General features: G+C 56.1%; 13 protein-coding genes. 7 read left to right on the top strand and 6 right to left on the bottom strand.

The genetic code is table 11. The annotated features are described in order from the left end of the window. Positions 1–43 precede the first annotated feature (43 nt). Positions 44–415 carry a hypothetical protein gene (locus MKY74_RS30060; RefSeq protein ID WP_076173757.1) on the bottom strand — a complete coding sequence of 124 codons (372 nt, stop codon included), beginning with the start codon at positions 413–415 and terminating at the stop codon, positions 44–46. Positions 416–558: 143 nt separating this feature from the next. Between MKY74_RS30060 and MKY74_RS30055 the strand changes: the two genes are divergently transcribed. Beyond that, positions 559–1,932, top strand: a complete 1,374-nt coding sequence (locus tag MKY74_RS30055) for an N-acyl-D-glucosamine 2-epimerase (protein WP_076173654.1) — start codon at positions 559–561, stop codon at positions 1,930–1,932. 80 nt (positions 1,933–2,012) lie between these two features. Here the strand turns inward: MKY74_RS30055 and MKY74_RS30050 are convergent, their stop codons facing one another. After that, the gene (locus MKY74_RS30050) at positions 2,013–2,756 is read right to left on the bottom strand and encodes an SDR family NAD(P)-dependent oxidoreductase (RefSeq protein WP_076173655.1); all 744 of its coding nucleotides are present in this window, start codon (positions 2,754–2,756) and stop codon (positions 2,013–2,015) included. 239 nt (positions 2,757–2,995) lie between these two features. On the opposite strand from MKY74_RS30050, the gene MKY74_RS30045 reads away from it, so the two are divergent. Further along, the gene (locus MKY74_RS30045; RefSeq protein ID WP_076173656.1) at positions 2,996–3,541 is read left to right on the top strand and encodes a glutathione peroxidase; all 546 of its coding nucleotides are present in this window, start codon (positions 2,996–2,998) and stop codon (positions 3,539–3,541) included. A gap of 283 nt (positions 3,542–3,824) precedes the next feature. On the opposite strand, the gene MKY74_RS30040 is transcribed toward MKY74_RS30045, so the two are convergent. The 3 genes from MKY74_RS30040 to fdhF form a co-directional block, all read right to left on the bottom strand. After that, on the bottom strand, positions 3,825–4,742 hold the full coding sequence (locus MKY74_RS30040; RefSeq protein ID WP_076173657.1) for a polysaccharide deacetylase family protein: 918 nt from the start codon (positions 4,740–4,742) through the stop codon (positions 3,825–3,827). A gap of 580 nt (positions 4,743–5,322) precedes the next feature. Further along, positions 5,323–5,796: a DUF1641 domain-containing protein gene (locus tag MKY74_RS30035; protein ID WP_076173658.1), complete on the bottom strand. Its 474-nt coding sequence runs from the start codon at positions 5,794–5,796 to the stop codon at positions 5,323–5,325. An 18-nt stretch (positions 5,797–5,814) separates the two neighbouring features. Next, positions 5,815–8,757 (bottom strand): formate dehydrogenase subunit alpha, encoded by a 2,943-nt coding sequence (fdhF, locus tag MKY74_RS30030; protein WP_076173659.1) that lies wholly within the window; start codon positions 8,755–8,757, stop codon positions 5,815–5,817. Positions 8,758–9,085: 328 nt separating this feature from the next. On the opposite strand from fdhF, the gene MKY74_RS30025 reads away from it, so the two are divergent. From MKY74_RS30025 to MKY74_RS30010, 4 genes are all read left to right on the top strand, one after another. After that, complete coding sequence (locus tag MKY74_RS30025; RefSeq protein ID WP_076173660.1) at positions 9,086–9,433, top strand: DUF2294 domain-containing protein; 348 nt, start codon at positions 9,086–9,088, stop codon at positions 9,431–9,433. A gap of 7 nt (positions 9,434–9,440) precedes the next feature. Next, positions 9,441–10,247 (top strand): formate dehydrogenase accessory sulfurtransferase FdhD, encoded by an 807-nt coding sequence (gene fdhD / locus MKY74_RS30020; RefSeq protein WP_076173758.1) that lies wholly within the window; start codon positions 9,441–9,443, stop codon positions 10,245–10,247. Positions 10,248–10,346: 99 nt separating this feature from the next. Continuing rightward, positions 10,347–11,360: a GTP 3',8-cyclase MoaA gene (moaA, locus tag MKY74_RS30015; RefSeq protein WP_084204073.1), complete on the top strand. Its 1,014-nt coding sequence runs from the start codon at positions 10,347–10,349 to the stop codon at positions 11,358–11,360. Between the two features lie 348 nt (positions 11,361–11,708). After that, a complete protein-coding gene (locus MKY74_RS30010) occupies positions 11,709–12,524 on the top strand; it encodes a formate/nitrite transporter family protein (RefSeq protein WP_076173662.1) in 816 nt (271 codons plus the stop codon). Here the strand turns inward: MKY74_RS30010 and MKY74_RS30005 are convergent. After that, positions 12,509–13,411 carry a LysR family transcriptional regulator gene (locus MKY74_RS30005; protein WP_076173663.1) on the bottom strand — a complete coding sequence of 301 codons (903 nt, stop codon included), beginning with the start codon at positions 13,409–13,411 and terminating at the stop codon, positions 12,509–12,511. The genes MKY74_RS30010 and MKY74_RS30005 overlap by 16 nt on opposite strands. A gap of 223 nt (positions 13,412–13,634) precedes the next feature. On the opposite strand from MKY74_RS30005, the gene MKY74_RS30000 reads away from it, so the two are divergent. Beyond that, the gene (locus MKY74_RS30000; protein WP_076173664.1) at positions 13,635–14,669 is read left to right on the top strand and encodes a YeiH family protein; all 1,035 of its coding nucleotides are present in this window, start codon (positions 13,635–13,637) and stop codon (positions 14,667–14,669) included. Positions 14,670–14,683 lie beyond the last annotated feature (14 nt).

Below are 14,683 nucleotides of genomic sequence, written 5' to 3'. Positions count from 1 at the left end.
GGGCATTTTCCGGTTCAAAGATGTACAATAAGGTAAGCGCGGATCAGACCGGAAAGATTCCTTCGACTTGATTCAGGGGAAATAAAATTCGGGATGGCGATTTCCCTTTGGCCTGCACCTCGATGAAGTCGGAACCGATGAGCACCAGCTTCATGTTGGAAAAGGCTTTGCCGGACTGGAATACCGTCCGGATTCCGACGCGGCGGAATACCGCCGGCGGCTTGACGTCAAAGACGCGGATGGTCTGCAGGCTGAGCGGAACGAACAGCTCCCCCTGAACGCGGATAAAGCTGCTTTTATACACATGCTGCAGCCGCCCCGGCTCCAGACCCAGGCCAGCGCCGTTGATTTCCACCAGATGCCCGGTGAATTTGGCGAGACGCTCCTGCAGGGTTATATTTCTTTTAAACTTCATGAGCAGCACTTGGATCCCTCCGATGAACGTTTACTGCATTGTATGCCCTGAACTGGGCGGGTGCTTCGATTTTTTGAAGAGAATCACAGGCCGTTTTACGCAGGTACAGCAAAGACGGCTTTAGATTTGCGAAAGGAGGAACCATGAACGAGAGCAGGGTGATATCAAGACCATGGGCGCTGGAAGGGCCCAGCATTCAAATCGACCCGCTGTTTCCTTATTATGCGGACCGCTCTGCCGAGAGCATCGCCGAAGAGATCGAGCTGTCCGGCTACCGGACGGTGCATTATTTTGTCGTGAACGAGAGCAGGGTCCGAACGGACATCATTGAGGCTTTTCACGCCCGGGATATTGCCGTATGGGCGCTTGTAATCGGGAACGGAACGTTCGCCACTGAACATCTCCCACGGGAATGGCGTTCCTGGCGGATGGGGCTGCTGAAGGAGCTCAATGACGGCTTTGAACGGTTTTCTCCGTTCTCGGTATCTTACGTGGAATGGAAAAAGGAAGCGGTCGCCCGGGTCCTACTGGACCATCCGTTTGACGGCATTGAGATCGCCGAGCCCTATTTTCCGGAATGGGACGGCATCCGCAGAGGGGTATACGGCGACGTCGGCCCCCACGCGAAACAAGCGTTCCGGGATAAGTACGGCCATGATATTCCCGAATTTCTGAACAAGCGGGCGGCTAACTATTATAAAAAGATACCTGACATCTACGGCAAATGGATTACTTTCCGCGTGGACGCCGTGAACGGACTCATCGATGAAATTATAAACGGCAGTGGAGGCGCAAGAAGTGTCCGCCCGGATATTGCCGTAGCGACCTGGTCGCTGGCGGTTGACGGCGGAGCGGTATCCACCCTCCGGCTGAAGGAATGGCAGGGGCTGGATGCGATTTCGATGATCGGGAAGGTCCGGCCGGATATGCACGTGCTTCAAACCCACTGGCCGGACTGGATGAAGCGCCATTTGCCGCCGCAGTACGCGGGAGGATACGAAAGCTTCGCCGCACCGATCCGGGCCGCTTATCCCGGACTTCCCCTTGGCATTCAGGCTGACATCGGCTCCCGGAGCAGCATGGTGAAGAACCGGCGCTGGCTCAATGACTTCCAGAACACGGTTTACGAGCTCGGCTACGATACGTGGACGGCGTACGAATACCATCTCGGCGGGTATATGTATGACGAACCGCCTGTCCCTGTGAAAGCCGTCATGCGCGGAGAACAGGAGCTGACGGTTTCGTTCAACAAACGGATTGATCCGGATACGCTGGGAACGGTGCTGTTCTTTGCGGAGGAGAACACGGAGGCTGGACCACTGGCCGGCATCACCATCGAGCAGAGGGCCGTCGACGGCAACCGTTTATTGCTGCGGGTGAACGGGCTTCCCCGGCGGCCTGTACTGGTCGAAGTCAGCGGGATGCGGGATACGCCGGGACTATGGCATGTGAAAGGCAAAAAGTCGGGCGAAACCCCGATCGGCCACAGGCTGAAAGTAGAGCAGGATCGTGGGTAATAGAGGAAGCTGAGCATGAAAAAAAGCGTCCCGGCGGCAGCGATGCCGCCAGGGCGCTTCTTTTATACATGCTGTAGTCATTATTGGGCGGTATATCCGCCGTCTACCATCAGGCTCGTTCCGATCACGAACGAGGAGTCGTCGCTGGCCAGGAACAGGACGGATTTGGCCACCTCTTCCGCGGTGCCGAGCCGGCCGATCGGGTGAAGCTCCACGAGCTGCTGCTTGGCTTCCGGCGGAAGCGCCTTTAGCAGCGGCGTATCGATATAACCCGGGCAGACGGCATTCACCCGGATGCCGTGCTTGGCGTATTCAATGCCGAGCGTCTGGGTGAGCAGCACGACGCCGCCTTTGGCCGAGCCGTAAGCGGTAACTCCCGCCTTGGCCGCATGGCCGTGGATCGAAGCGGAGTTGATGATCGCACCCCCGGTACCCTGTCTTAGCATTTGGACTACGGCGTGTTTATCCGACAGGAAGACGCCTGTCAGATTGACGTCGATCGTACGCTGCCATTTGTCCAGCGACAGCTGATCGGCTGGTTCATCGTTAGCCACGCCCGCATTGGCAAACATAATGTCCAGTTTTCCGTATTCCTGCACGGTCCGTTCCACCAGCGCCTGGACTTCCTCCTCCTTGGTCACATCCACCCGGACGTAAATCGAGTCGTACCCTTTTTCTTTCAAATGGTCGGACACTTCCTGGCCCGCTTCCGAGCGGTCGGCCACGACGACCTTGGCGCCTTCCTGGGCAAACAGACGTGCGGTGGCTTGTCCGATCCCGCTGGCACCGCCCGTAATGATCGCTACTTTACCGGAAAGTTTCATACCTCGCGTCACTCCTTCTCACAGCAATTGTCCGTATCCGTCACCGGAATCGGGTTCATCTTTGTTAATTTACCCATTTTTCTGAAAATATTAGCCAACGCTTTGGAGATACCCTGAGAATAAAATGCCGCGGACGGAGCAAAAAGAGCTTGCTTTCCGGAAAAGATGGTGGTACATTCGATATATAAATTGTGTACAATTTAATTTTATAAAATATAATTAAGGTGGAGGATGAGACCATGAGTATTTATAATTTTACAGCAAACAGCATTCGCGGCGCGGAAAAGGAACTTTCGGAATATAAGGGGGACGTGCTTCTCATTGTGAACACGGCGAGCAAATGCGGGTTCACCCCGCAGTATGCCGACCTGCAGAAGCTGTACGAGAAATACGGTGACAAGGGATTCAAGGTGCTCGGATTTCCAAGCAACCAGTTCGCCGAGCAGGAGCCTGGAAGCAATGAGGAAGTCGATACGTTCTGCCAAATTAACTATGGCGTGAGCTTTCCGATGTTTGAGAAGGTGGATGTGCGCGGAGAAGACAAGCATCCGCTGTTTGCTTACTTGACGGAGAAGGCTCCGTTTAAGGGGATCAGTACGGACAATTCCGAAGGGAAAATGCTGCAATCGTTCCTTGAGAAGGAACAGCCTGAGCTGCTGGAAGGGGACGATATCAAGTGGAACTTCACCAAGTTCCTGATTGACCGGGAAGGACGGGTGGTGGAGCGGTTTGAGACACCGGTCGGTCCGCTGGAGCTGGAATCGGCCATTGATGCGCTGATCTAAAACTTAAGGATTGTTAGCGGCTATCCATTCCAGTGGCGGCGCCAAACGGCCATTTGGATAGAATTGCCTTGAATTTTAATGTATTCTGAAGGTAATTTTCAGGTGTTTTTAAGAAAACTCTCATATAATGCACTCATACCCCTTTTATATATGAATTGACCCTAGGCACGGGACTAGGGTCTATTTTTTTGTCCATTTTTCGTAAAAGGCTTCGTCCGGGGCGGATGAACGCCGTTTGTACGTCCCGTCTCCGCATAAACGCAAAGACAGCATCGCCCCGGACTTACGGATTCTGGCGCTGCCTGTGCAGCTGAAGCTGCTGCAGATTGCGCCAGGAGATTTGCCGGATGCGCTGGCTTCGCATCACTTCGCGGATCCAGGGATCGCGGAAAACTTGCAGCTCCATGCCGCGCTTCAGCCACTCATGATGGATGGCCATCAGCTCATCCGTAATGACGGCCGGATGGATATACAGCTCGCTGACTCCGGCCTGGAGCGAGCACAGCGCATCCGCCACGCTTTCCCTGAAGGCTTCGTATGTTTCTCCCGGGCGCAGAGAAAAGGGCAGCTGGATTAAGTGATCCGGAATGACGACCCCTAAAGAGTCCGCTTCACGGACCCGTACCTTATGGATGCGCCGGGCGGCGGAAGGCAGTTGGAGTGAAGAGGGAATATGCCTTGGCAGCCGAAACGGAAGACCGTTTCCCGCACAGACGCCAAGGACGAGTGAGAGGAAATCCCGTCCCGTTTCCAACCCGTACAGGCTACCCATATGATTATCGAGATGGGTCGGATTCAGCCCCATGCGCCGGGCGAGCCGGATTTGGCCAATGATTTCGGCGTGCACCTCGGTCGCCTGGGCTCTGGTCTCCACTGTGCGGCAGTCGCGAGGAAAGTACCCCTCATCCGTAATGAGGGAGGGCACCGTCTGCCGGCGGGTGACCGGTCCCCAGCGGTAGGTGTTCCACTCGCTGGTAAAGGTCAAGTGGACACCGACGTCCACGTCCGGGCGCGCCGCCGCCCACTTGGCGGCCTCCTTGGCCCAAGGGCACGGCATCATGATCGTTGCTGAGGAAATGGCCCCTTCGGCAAGCAGCAGCTGGATGCCCGCATTGGCCGAGTGGCACATGCCGTAGTCATCCGCATTGATGATCAGCAGCCGCTCATCCGGCGGGAAGCCCAAAGCTTGAGCGAGGTTCAAGGGACGTCACCTCCTAATTGAATACGTATTTCCATGCAGGGAGAGGATCATTATCGAACGAAGAGGGAACCAGCGGTTCAAAAGTTTAGGAGAATCAAGGCCGAGGGATTCGAATCACAATAAATAACAACGAAGAAAAGAATAAAAACTGTGAAATTTTAACCACCAGTTTCATTTCTTCACCTAAATCTGCTAATCCAAATAAAATATGAACTACGGACACTAAACCGGTAATGATTAATATAATCCATGCGAGTAAATACACAATTTCCCCTCTTTTTATATGATGTGAACAATGGCTCTGGGTTGACGATCCTGTAGATCACGCACGCCATCAAGCATTTTTGGCAACGGCGTTAAAACACTTATATTATCAATGATGTATTTATATTTGTAAATATATGTAATATTATACGAATGGCAAGATTAAGCTCGGCAACGAAAGAATTATCCTTTGAATTATTGAAACTTCAAAAACGAAAAGGACCCTTTGCGGTACTCCCGCAAAGGGTCTTTTTCATCTTGCTACTTCTATCCGTTTGTTTTTATCGGCTTATGATCGTCGGCTGTTCTATTCGAATTATTCCCCCAGGCCTTTGCCCATGCCTTTCAGAAACCGCAGCCCGAAGCCGATCGCCCGGTTCACGTCGGGATCCTTCAGCGCATTCATGAGGGAGAAGACCGTCACCTTTTTGTCCTGCGGCTGATTGGCCTCCTCCAGGCCCTTGGCCACACTGCCGAGCACCTTCGCCGTCTGCTCCGGATCAATAGCGGCGAGGGCGCCGGCGGCGGCCATGCCGTTGTTGATCATGTTCGTCACTTCCGGCCGGGTGGCCTGGCCCAGGACGATTTCGGCCACTTTGGCTTTGGCCTTCAGCAGCGACTCAGCCGCTTCCAGAATGCCGCTGCCGTGCAGCTCGCTAAGCACCCCGATGGCTTTTTCCAGCGCCTGCTCATGCTCGGCGATCGAATCGGTCAGCTGGTCCAGCGACTGCTGCTTCTGCTCTTCTTCCGTCAGCTCGCGTTTTTTGATGTATGAAATCGGTTGTGCCATATGGATTCCACCTTTCCTTTAATCGACGAGCGATACATAATCCGGCCGGCTCCATTTCCGGTGCACCTCGACGCCATCCTGTGGGTAGCGCTTCTTGTTGCGTGGATTGGTCAGCGGCAGCGGATTGGTACCCTTAACGTTCAGAATCTGCATCCGCACGCGCGTCTGCTTATAGGCCGGCGTGTGCGTGCGCACATCGACCGCATTGCCGGTGAGCAGGTTGACCGCGTTTTCGTGGCTGACCGAGTGCATCGGCACGTACAGCTCGTTGCGGTGGACGCGGTCGGTAATGACCGCCTTCAGCTTGATCGCGCCATAAGGCGATTCGAGCCGCACCAGGGATCCGTTCTCGACGCCCCGTTCGGCGGCCAGCTCAGGCGATACTTCCACGAACACTTCCGGCAGCTTCAGGTTGATTCCGTGCGATTTGTTGGTCAGGTTGCCTTCATGGAACTGCTCCAGCAGGCGTCCGTTGTTCAGGACGAGATCGAATTCGGCCGGGTATTCCACCGGCGGAACGTAGCCGACCAGCGAGAAGCGTGCCTTTTTGTCGGGGAAGAAGAAGCCGTCCGTATAGAGCAGCGGCGTGTGTTCCCCGCTCGCCGAGCCCCAGATGAAGCTTCCCCAGCCTTCCAGCACCTCATAGCTGCACTGGGAGAAGAACGGAGTCAGGCTGGCCATTTCGGCGAAAATTTCGCTCGGATGGGTATAACCCCAGTCATACCCGAGACGCTTGGCGATCTGGGTCGTGATCCACCAGTCCGGCTTAGAGTCGCCGAGCGGCTCCAGCACCTGGTACAGGCGCTGAACGCGCCGCTCCGTATTGGTGAAGGTGCCTTCTTTCTCCAGTGACGGCGCGGCAGGCAGAATGACGTCGGCGAACTGGGCCGTCTGCGACAGAAATACGTCCTGCACGACGAAGAAGTCGAGCTTCGCCAGCACTTCGTGCACGTGGTTGGCGTTGGAGTCGACCCAGGCCATATCCTCGCCGACGAGGTACATCGCCTTCATGTCGCCGCGGTCGATCGCATCGATCATCTGGATGTTGTCCATACCCGGCTGCGGCGAAATCGCCACGCCGTAAGCTTTTTCGAACCGCGTCCGCGCCTCGTCGTTCGAGACGTGCTGGTATCCCGGCAGCCAAGGCGGCAGCGTGCCCATGTCGCAAGCTCCTTGCACGTTGTTATGTCCGCGCAGCGGGTAAGCTCCGGCGCCGGGACGCATGTAGTTGCCCGTAGCGAGCAGCAGGTTGGAGATGGCCGCCGACGTGTGCGAGCCGGCGATGTTTTGGGTGACGCCCATGCCCCAGCAGATGACGGTGCCGTCGGCATCGCGGATCATCTCGGCGATCGAGATGAGTGTCTCCTTGGCAATGCCGGTTTCCTGCTCGGCATACTCGAGCGTAAAGGTGTCCAGCAGCTGCTGATATTCGGCAAACTGGTTGACATACTGGTCGATAAACGCCTGCTTGTGCCACCCTTGGTCAATCATGTATTTGGTGACGGCCGTCAGCCATACGAAGTCCGTACCCTGCTTCGGACGGATGAACAGGTCCGAGCGCTCGGCCATCTCATGCTTGCGCAGGTCGGCGACGATCAGCTTCTGGCCGTGCAGCTTGTGCGCCCGCTTGATCCGGGTCGCCAGGACCGGATGGCCTTCGGCCGGCGCGCAGCCGATCAAGATGACGAGGCCGGCTGCCGCGATGTCCTGGATCGTGCCGGCGTCGCCGCCGATGCCGACCGTCGACATCAGTCCGTCCGATGCCGGAGACTGGCAGTAGCGGGAGCAGTTGTCCACGTCGTTCGTTTCAAACACCTGGCGGGCCAGCTTTTGGATCACATAGTTCTCTTCGTTCGTAATTTTCGAGGAAGAAATAAAGCCGACCGAATGGTTGCCGTACTCCTTACGGATGCCTCCGAGGCGTTCGGCGACCAGGTTCAGCGCCTCATCCCAGGTAGCTTCGACGAAGGCGTCTCCCTGCCGGATCAGCGGGGTTGTAATCCGCTCTTCGCTGTTGACGAAATCCCAGCCGAATTTGCCTTTGACGCAGGTGGAAATCGCGTTAACCGGCGCGTCGTGGGATGGCTGTACCTTCAAAATTTTCCGGCCCTTGGTCCACACCTCGAAGGAGCAGCCGACGCCGCAGAACGTGCATACCGTTTTGGTCTTGCGCGTGCGTGTGTCCCGCATCGCCGCTTCGATTTCCGAAACGGCGAAGATGCCGCTGTATCCCGGCTCCACTTCCTTGACGAGGTCGATCATCGGATTCAGCACTTCTTCGTTGATGCCTGTCATGAAGCCGGCCTCGCCCAGCATCGATTTTTCCATGAGAGCGTTGCACGGGCAGATGGTGACGCATTGGCCGCAGCTGACGCAGGACGAGTCGTTGATATCGACCCCGTTGTCCCACTTGACCCGCGGGATGTCCGCTTCCCAATCGATGGAAAGGGTTTCATTCACCTGAAGATTTTGGCAGACCTCGACACACTGTCCGCAGGCAATGCATTGATTCGGGTCATAACGGTAGAACGGATGGGACATATCGACTTCCGAAGGTTCGACCTTCGGCCGGTACGGGTACTTCTGGTGCTCGATTTCCATCATTTCAGCGGTATTGTGCAGCTTGCAGTTACCGTTGTTGTTGTCGCATACGGTGCAGTAGAGCAGATGGTTTTCGAGGATCCGGTCCATCGCTTCCGTCTGTGCAGCCTTGGCGGATGCGGAAGACAGCTTGACGTTCATTCCCGAAACGGCAATGGTCGAGCAGGCGCGCGCAAGCTTCCCGTCGATTTCCACAATACATGTGTCGCACGTCTGGATCGGGTCTACCTCAGGGACATAACAAATTTGCGGATGCGACAGGCCGGCAAGATTGATCGCCTCGAGCACGGTCATGCCCGATGTGACTTCCACCGCCTGTCCGTCGAGCGTAATGTTAACAAGATTTTGGTTCACGAACATAAAACCCCTTTTCACCCCAATGTTAAATGGAGCCGCCAAGCGTCCAGGTGATTGCAGCGCTTCGGCGGGTGTCCATAAGCTAAAGAGCAGGCCATAAAAACAAAAAAACTCCACTAAACCCGTCTCCGCTAATCATTGTGCGCGGCAGGTTGTAGTGGAGTAACCGATTAGCATTGGCCTACTAATGGATCATTCCGGCGCCTGTATGGCATAAATGTATTCTCGTCATGATTATACTACGCCCGGACAGAAAAACAAGGTTGAATTATTCTGTACAATCCTACTAAGATTTAGTATAGTGTTAAACTTGTGATGAGGTGAGAATGGGATGAAGAAGGAAGTTGCGTTTAACGATATCATTCGCAAAGTGAGGAAAGATACGTTCGGAAAAGGTCCGGAACGCATTCATACCACGTTTGTCGAGAACATGGCGATCACCCGGATGCACGGCAATTTCACACCTACTGAAAAGTTTATCGCACAGTCCGAAGACGGCAAGAAGATGGTGCACAGCGCGAGAACACACATGATCAAGGAGCTGTACAAATCCCAGGTCCCGGAAGGGCTGGAGGAGCTGTGCGGATCGAAGCTGATCCATCTGTTTACGGATATCAAGGTGGAAGAAGACATGGCCGTTTCGGTCTTTATGTTCGAGAAAAATATAGAGCAGGGATGAAGCGATGATGGAGGCTGTGACGAGCAGGCCGGGCATGATCCGGTACGAGCAGGGAAAGATGGAGGAAAAGACCGACTTGGTCGTGAACGAGCATCCGGTAACGATCAAAATCAACGGCGAGGAATTTGCGACCCTCGTCTGTACGCCCGAATACATTGAAGATATGGCTGTCGGTTATCTCGCATCGGAAGGCGTCATTTCAAGCATTGAGGAAATCAAGGACTTATGGGTTCAGGAAGAGGAGGGGTTCGTTCACGCGTCTGTAAGCAAGTGGAGTCCTCTCCATCGCCAGCTATACAGCAAAAGGTACGTCACGTCCTGCTGCGGCGCCAGCCGGCAGGGCTTTGTGTTTTTCAATGACGCGAAAACGGCCAAGGTGCTGGACCAGGCTCCGGTGGAGCTGTCCTTTGACGATTGCTTCCGGCTCGTGCGGGAGATGCAGGAGGGAGCCGAGACGTTTAACCGTACAGGCGGTGTGCATAACGCCGCTTTGTGCGACCGAAACGGGATTCTTCTGTCGAGAATGGATATCGGGCGGCATAACGCACTGGATAAAATTTATGGTTACTGCCTGAAAAACGACATCGCGGTGGATGATAAAATTATCGTGTTCAGCGGCAGAATTTCCTCGGAAATATTGCTGAAGGTGGCGAAAATCGGCTGTGCCGTCATCCTGTCCAAATCGGCGCCAACTGAGCTTGCGCTGGAGCTGGCGGACAATTTGGGCATTACCGCCGTCGGCTTTATCCGCGGCCAATCCTGCAACGTGTATACCCACCCGCACCGCATTGTGGAGTGCAGGCCGCAATCCTGAGCGGCCTGCCCCAGGCGTACCTGCTGCAGCAGCACGAATTGTTTTGGGCACCAGCCCACATCAAGGGAATTTGCAGCTTCAAATGAAGGAGGGATCATCATGGAAACCCATGATCAATACAACCGTATACTCAGAGATTTGAGGCTTTCCGTGACGGACCGCTGCAATTTCCGCTGCCGGTATTGCATGCCCGAGGAAATCTTCGGCAAGGATTACGCTTTTTTGTCCAGGGAACATATTCTCAGCGTCGAGGAAACGGTGCGGATTACGCGGATATTCACCCGCCTCGGGGCCCGCAAAATCCGCATCACCGGCGGCGAACCGCTGCTGCGCAAGGAGCTTCCGGATATGATCAGGGAAGTGTCTCGAATCCCTGGCGTGGAGGATGTAGCCCTGACGACGAACGGGAGCCTGCTCGCCCGGCACGCCCGGACGCTGCGTGAGGCGGGCTTGATGCGCGTCGCCGTCAGCCTGGATGCGCTTGATGATGACACTTTTTTGGCGATGAACGGCGGAAAGGCCAAGGTGGCGCAGGTGCTGGAGGGCATTGACGCCGCCGCCGAAGCAGGCCTGGCCGTGAAGGTTAACATGGTGGTGCAGAAGGGCGTCAACGAGCATGCCCTGCTGCCTATGGTCCGCTATTTCCGCGAGCGGGGCCATATTTTGCGCATGATCGAATATATGGATGTCGGCAATACGAACGGTTGGAACTGGGATCAGGTCGTCAGCAAGCGCGAGATGCTGGAGCGGATTCACGCCGAATTTCCGCTGGCGCCTGCCGATCCCAATTATGAGGGAGAGGTGGCTTCCCGCTTCCGGTTTCTTGACGGCCAAGGCGAAATCGGCGTCATTTCATCCGTCAGCGACGCCTTCTGCTCCACCTGTACTCGGGGCCGATTATCGGCGGACGGCATGTTCTACACCTGCCTGTTCGCGACGAAGGGGCATGACCTGAGGGAATGGCTGCGTTCAGGTGCAACCGACGACGAGATCGCGGAGCATATCATGGCCATTTGGGAAGGACGGCATGACCGGTATTCGCTGGACCGCGGTAAAGCCGGCACCGGTACGGGCCGGGAAGCCAAGGTGGAAATGTCCCGGATCGGCGGATGACGGCTTGTTCCGGTCTGGCTTCCTAGAATGTACATCGATCAACGTTTTCTTTATAATTGTTGACAAATTTATGAACAGGTGTTTATCATATGTATGAAATGTCATAGACAAATGGGGTGGTTGTAGGGACTGCACCTGCCCTATTCGTTACGTGTCATGTGTGTTTGATCTCCCTATAGGAATCGGGTAGGGGAATTAACCGCTGTCAATCAACTTTCGGCTTCAGGGCCGGGGTTTGATTTGTGGCGGTTTTTTTGTTGTTGGAATGAACAAGGGAAAGTGGATCTGGTTGCGAATCACAGGCTTTTATCGAAGAAAGTTACGAAGAAAAATGGAAGGAATGGTACGATGTCGTCTTTTTATTCACCGCAGCAAATTCGTGATATTGCCATTGAAACAGGGGAGAAGAAAGCCAAACTGCCGCTGCCTGCGGTTCTCATTCTCGGTTTCCTGGCGGGTGCTTTTATTGCGCTTGGTTTTCTGCTGGATATCCGTGTCATCGGAACGGCTCCGAAGGAATGGGGCTCGGTCGTCGGATTTCTGGGTGCAGCTGTCTTCCCGGTAGGGCTGATCCTGACGGTCCTGGCCGGAGGGGAACTATTGACCGGGAACATGATGACGCTTCCAATGGCGTGGTTTTCCCGTAAAATCGGCTTTGGCGCCGTCCTCAAAAACTGGATTCTCGTTACGGTCGCCAACTTTATCGGGGCGGTGTTCGTCGCCTATTTCTTCGGGCATGTCGCCGGGCTGACGGAAGGGGCTTTTCTGGCCAAAACGGTTGCTGTGGCCGAAGCAAAGGTGCATGATTCGTTCCTGCAGGCTTTTGTATCGGCCATCGGCTGCAATTGGCTCGTCTGCCTTGCGGTCTGGCTCGGTTACGGCGCGAAGGATGTTACCGGAAAAATCGTCGGGATCTGGTTTCCGGTCATGGCGTTTGTCGCCATCGGCTTTCAGCACGTGGTCGCGAACATGTTCGTCATTCCGGCTGCGATCTTTGCCGGACAGATGAGCTGGAGCCAGTACTTCCCGAACTTCGCGGCGGTGTTCCTGGGCAACCTGATCGGCGGAGCGGTCTTTGTGGCCCTTGCGTATTTCGCCGCTTACCACCAGCCCGCCGGCTCCATGCTGCCTCTGGCCGAGAAGGCGAATCATAAATCGGCGTAATGCCGCTTGGCGTACTGCTCCAGAATATGCACGAATTTGAGCAGCGCCATGCCGGCTGGCTGATCTTTGCCTTGAACCATCAGCAGGTCCCGGCCGAGCTTCATTCCTTTCAGCTTGACCTCGCACAGCTCGCCGCTGCCAAGCTCCTTGCGGACGACCCAGCGGGACAGGACAGCGATGCCAAGGCCCGCGGCGGCCGCTTCCTTGACACCCTGGCTGCTGCTGAAGACGAAGCTCCGTTTGACAGCAAGTCCTCCCTCCTCAATCAGCCGGTCGCTGTAGGCCCGCGTGCCCGAACCGCTTTCGCGCAAGACCCACACCTGGTCCTGCAGCATGCCGGGATCAATCGATTTGTAGGTGGCGAGGGGATGGTCAGGCGACATCACCAGCACCATTTCATCCTCCATGAACGTGGTCAGCTGCACGTCCCTGGCGGTCGTGCTTCCTTCAACCAGACCGATGTGAAACCGCCCTTCGCGGATATCGTGCACGATGTTGTCGGTGTTGCTGATGTGAACCTGCACATCGACGTCGGGGTACTGGTGCGCATATTCGGCGAGAACGGCGGGAAGGATGTATTCGCCGATCGTAAAGCTTGCACCGATGCTCAAGGAGCCGGTCACGACATCCCGCAGCAGATGGATCTCCTGCTGGGCCTCCTCGTACAGCGCCAGCATCTGCTTGGCCTTCCGGAACAAGATTTCGCCGGCCTCGGTCAGTCTGACCTGCTTCGGGGACCGGAGCATCAGCTTCGCGCCCAGCTCATCCTCCAAGTTCCGGATGTGCAAGCTAACCCCCGGCTGGGACAGATGGAGCAGCTTGGCGGCGCGGGAGAAATTGCGCTCTTCGGCGACGGTGACGAAGACCTTTAGTGTGTCTGTGATCATGGCGTGGACTCCTATTTATCGTTTTTTCAGCGGCAAGCGAGCTAAGGCTAAGGCGGCGCTGAAGATTACACTCAGTGTAACGTGGGGGAGGGCCGCAATCAATCATAAGTTATCCTGATGATTGGGATAGCAAATCGGTATTTCCCTTCCGGAGCCGGACATTCTATAGTGAGCGTATCGATAGCCGCTTGAATGACCAGGCTACGGATGGGAGGAATGAATCATGATTGCATCTCAGGGATCGGCCCTGCCGCGCAAAAAGCGCAATTTGAACGCTTATATGCTGGGGCTCTGCCTCACGTTTGTATTATCACTGGTGGCCAAGGGGCTGGCGCTGCTGCCTTTTCTCGACATCATGGGGCAGCTGGTGCTGGCTATCCTGCTTGGCATGGTTTACCGGGCATTCGCCGGCGTGCCGGAGTACGCGATGCCCGGCATCGCCTTTTCCAATAAAAAGCTGCTCAGGCTGGGTATTATTTTGCTCGGCATGCGGCTGAACCTGACGGACATCGTTCATGCCGGGCCAAAGGTTCTGCTGCTGGCCGCGGTCAATATCAGCGTGACGCTGCTTGCGGTATACGGCATCGCCCGGCTGATGAAGGTCGATCCGGTCATGTCGCTGCTGGCCGCCTGCGGTTCGGCCATTTGCGGAGCGGCCGCCGTGGCCGCCATCGCGCCGCAGGTTCGGGCCAACGAGCAGGAGACGGCGGTCAGCGCCGCGGTAGTTGCCCTGCTCGGCACCTTGTTTACGCTGCTGTACGTCGGCCTGTATCCGCTGCTCGGCCTGTCGCCGGCCGGATACGGCGTGTTTGCGGGCGGCACGCTCCATGAAGTTGCCCATGCCATCGCGGCAGCAGCGCCAGGGGGCAAGGAGGCCGAAGATATGGCCGTCATCGTCAAGCTGACCCGGGTGGCGCTGCTCGTGCCCGTCGCCGTTCTCGTCGGCTTCTGGAGCAGCCGCAAGGGCGGGCGCACTGCAGCGGGGGAAAGAAGCCGCATACCCATCCCCTGGTTTGTGCTTGGCTTCCTGGCGATGAGCGGCATCCATACGCTGGGCATCCTGCCCGAATCGGCTGCCTCGCAGATCGTCACGGCAGCTTATATGCTGATGGCCATGGCCATGGCCGGTCTTGGCCTGAACGTCGACTTCGCCGTGTTTGGGCGCAAAGGGGGCCGGCCGTTCGCCGCAGCGCTGCTCGGCTCCTGCCTGCTTGCCGGCGTCGGATATGTGCTGGTCAAGGCGCTGGGATTAGCATAAACGCCGGAACGTAC

The sequence above is a fragment of the Paenibacillus sp. FSL R5-0378 genome (assembly GCF_038009285.1).
GTDB classification, from domain to species: Bacteria; Bacillota; Bacilli; order Paenibacillales; family Paenibacillaceae; genus Paenibacillus_AQ; species Paenibacillus_AQ favisporus.
The sequence above is the reverse complement of the archived record's forward strand: the minus strand, read 5'-3'. Positions and strand labels throughout refer to the sequence as shown.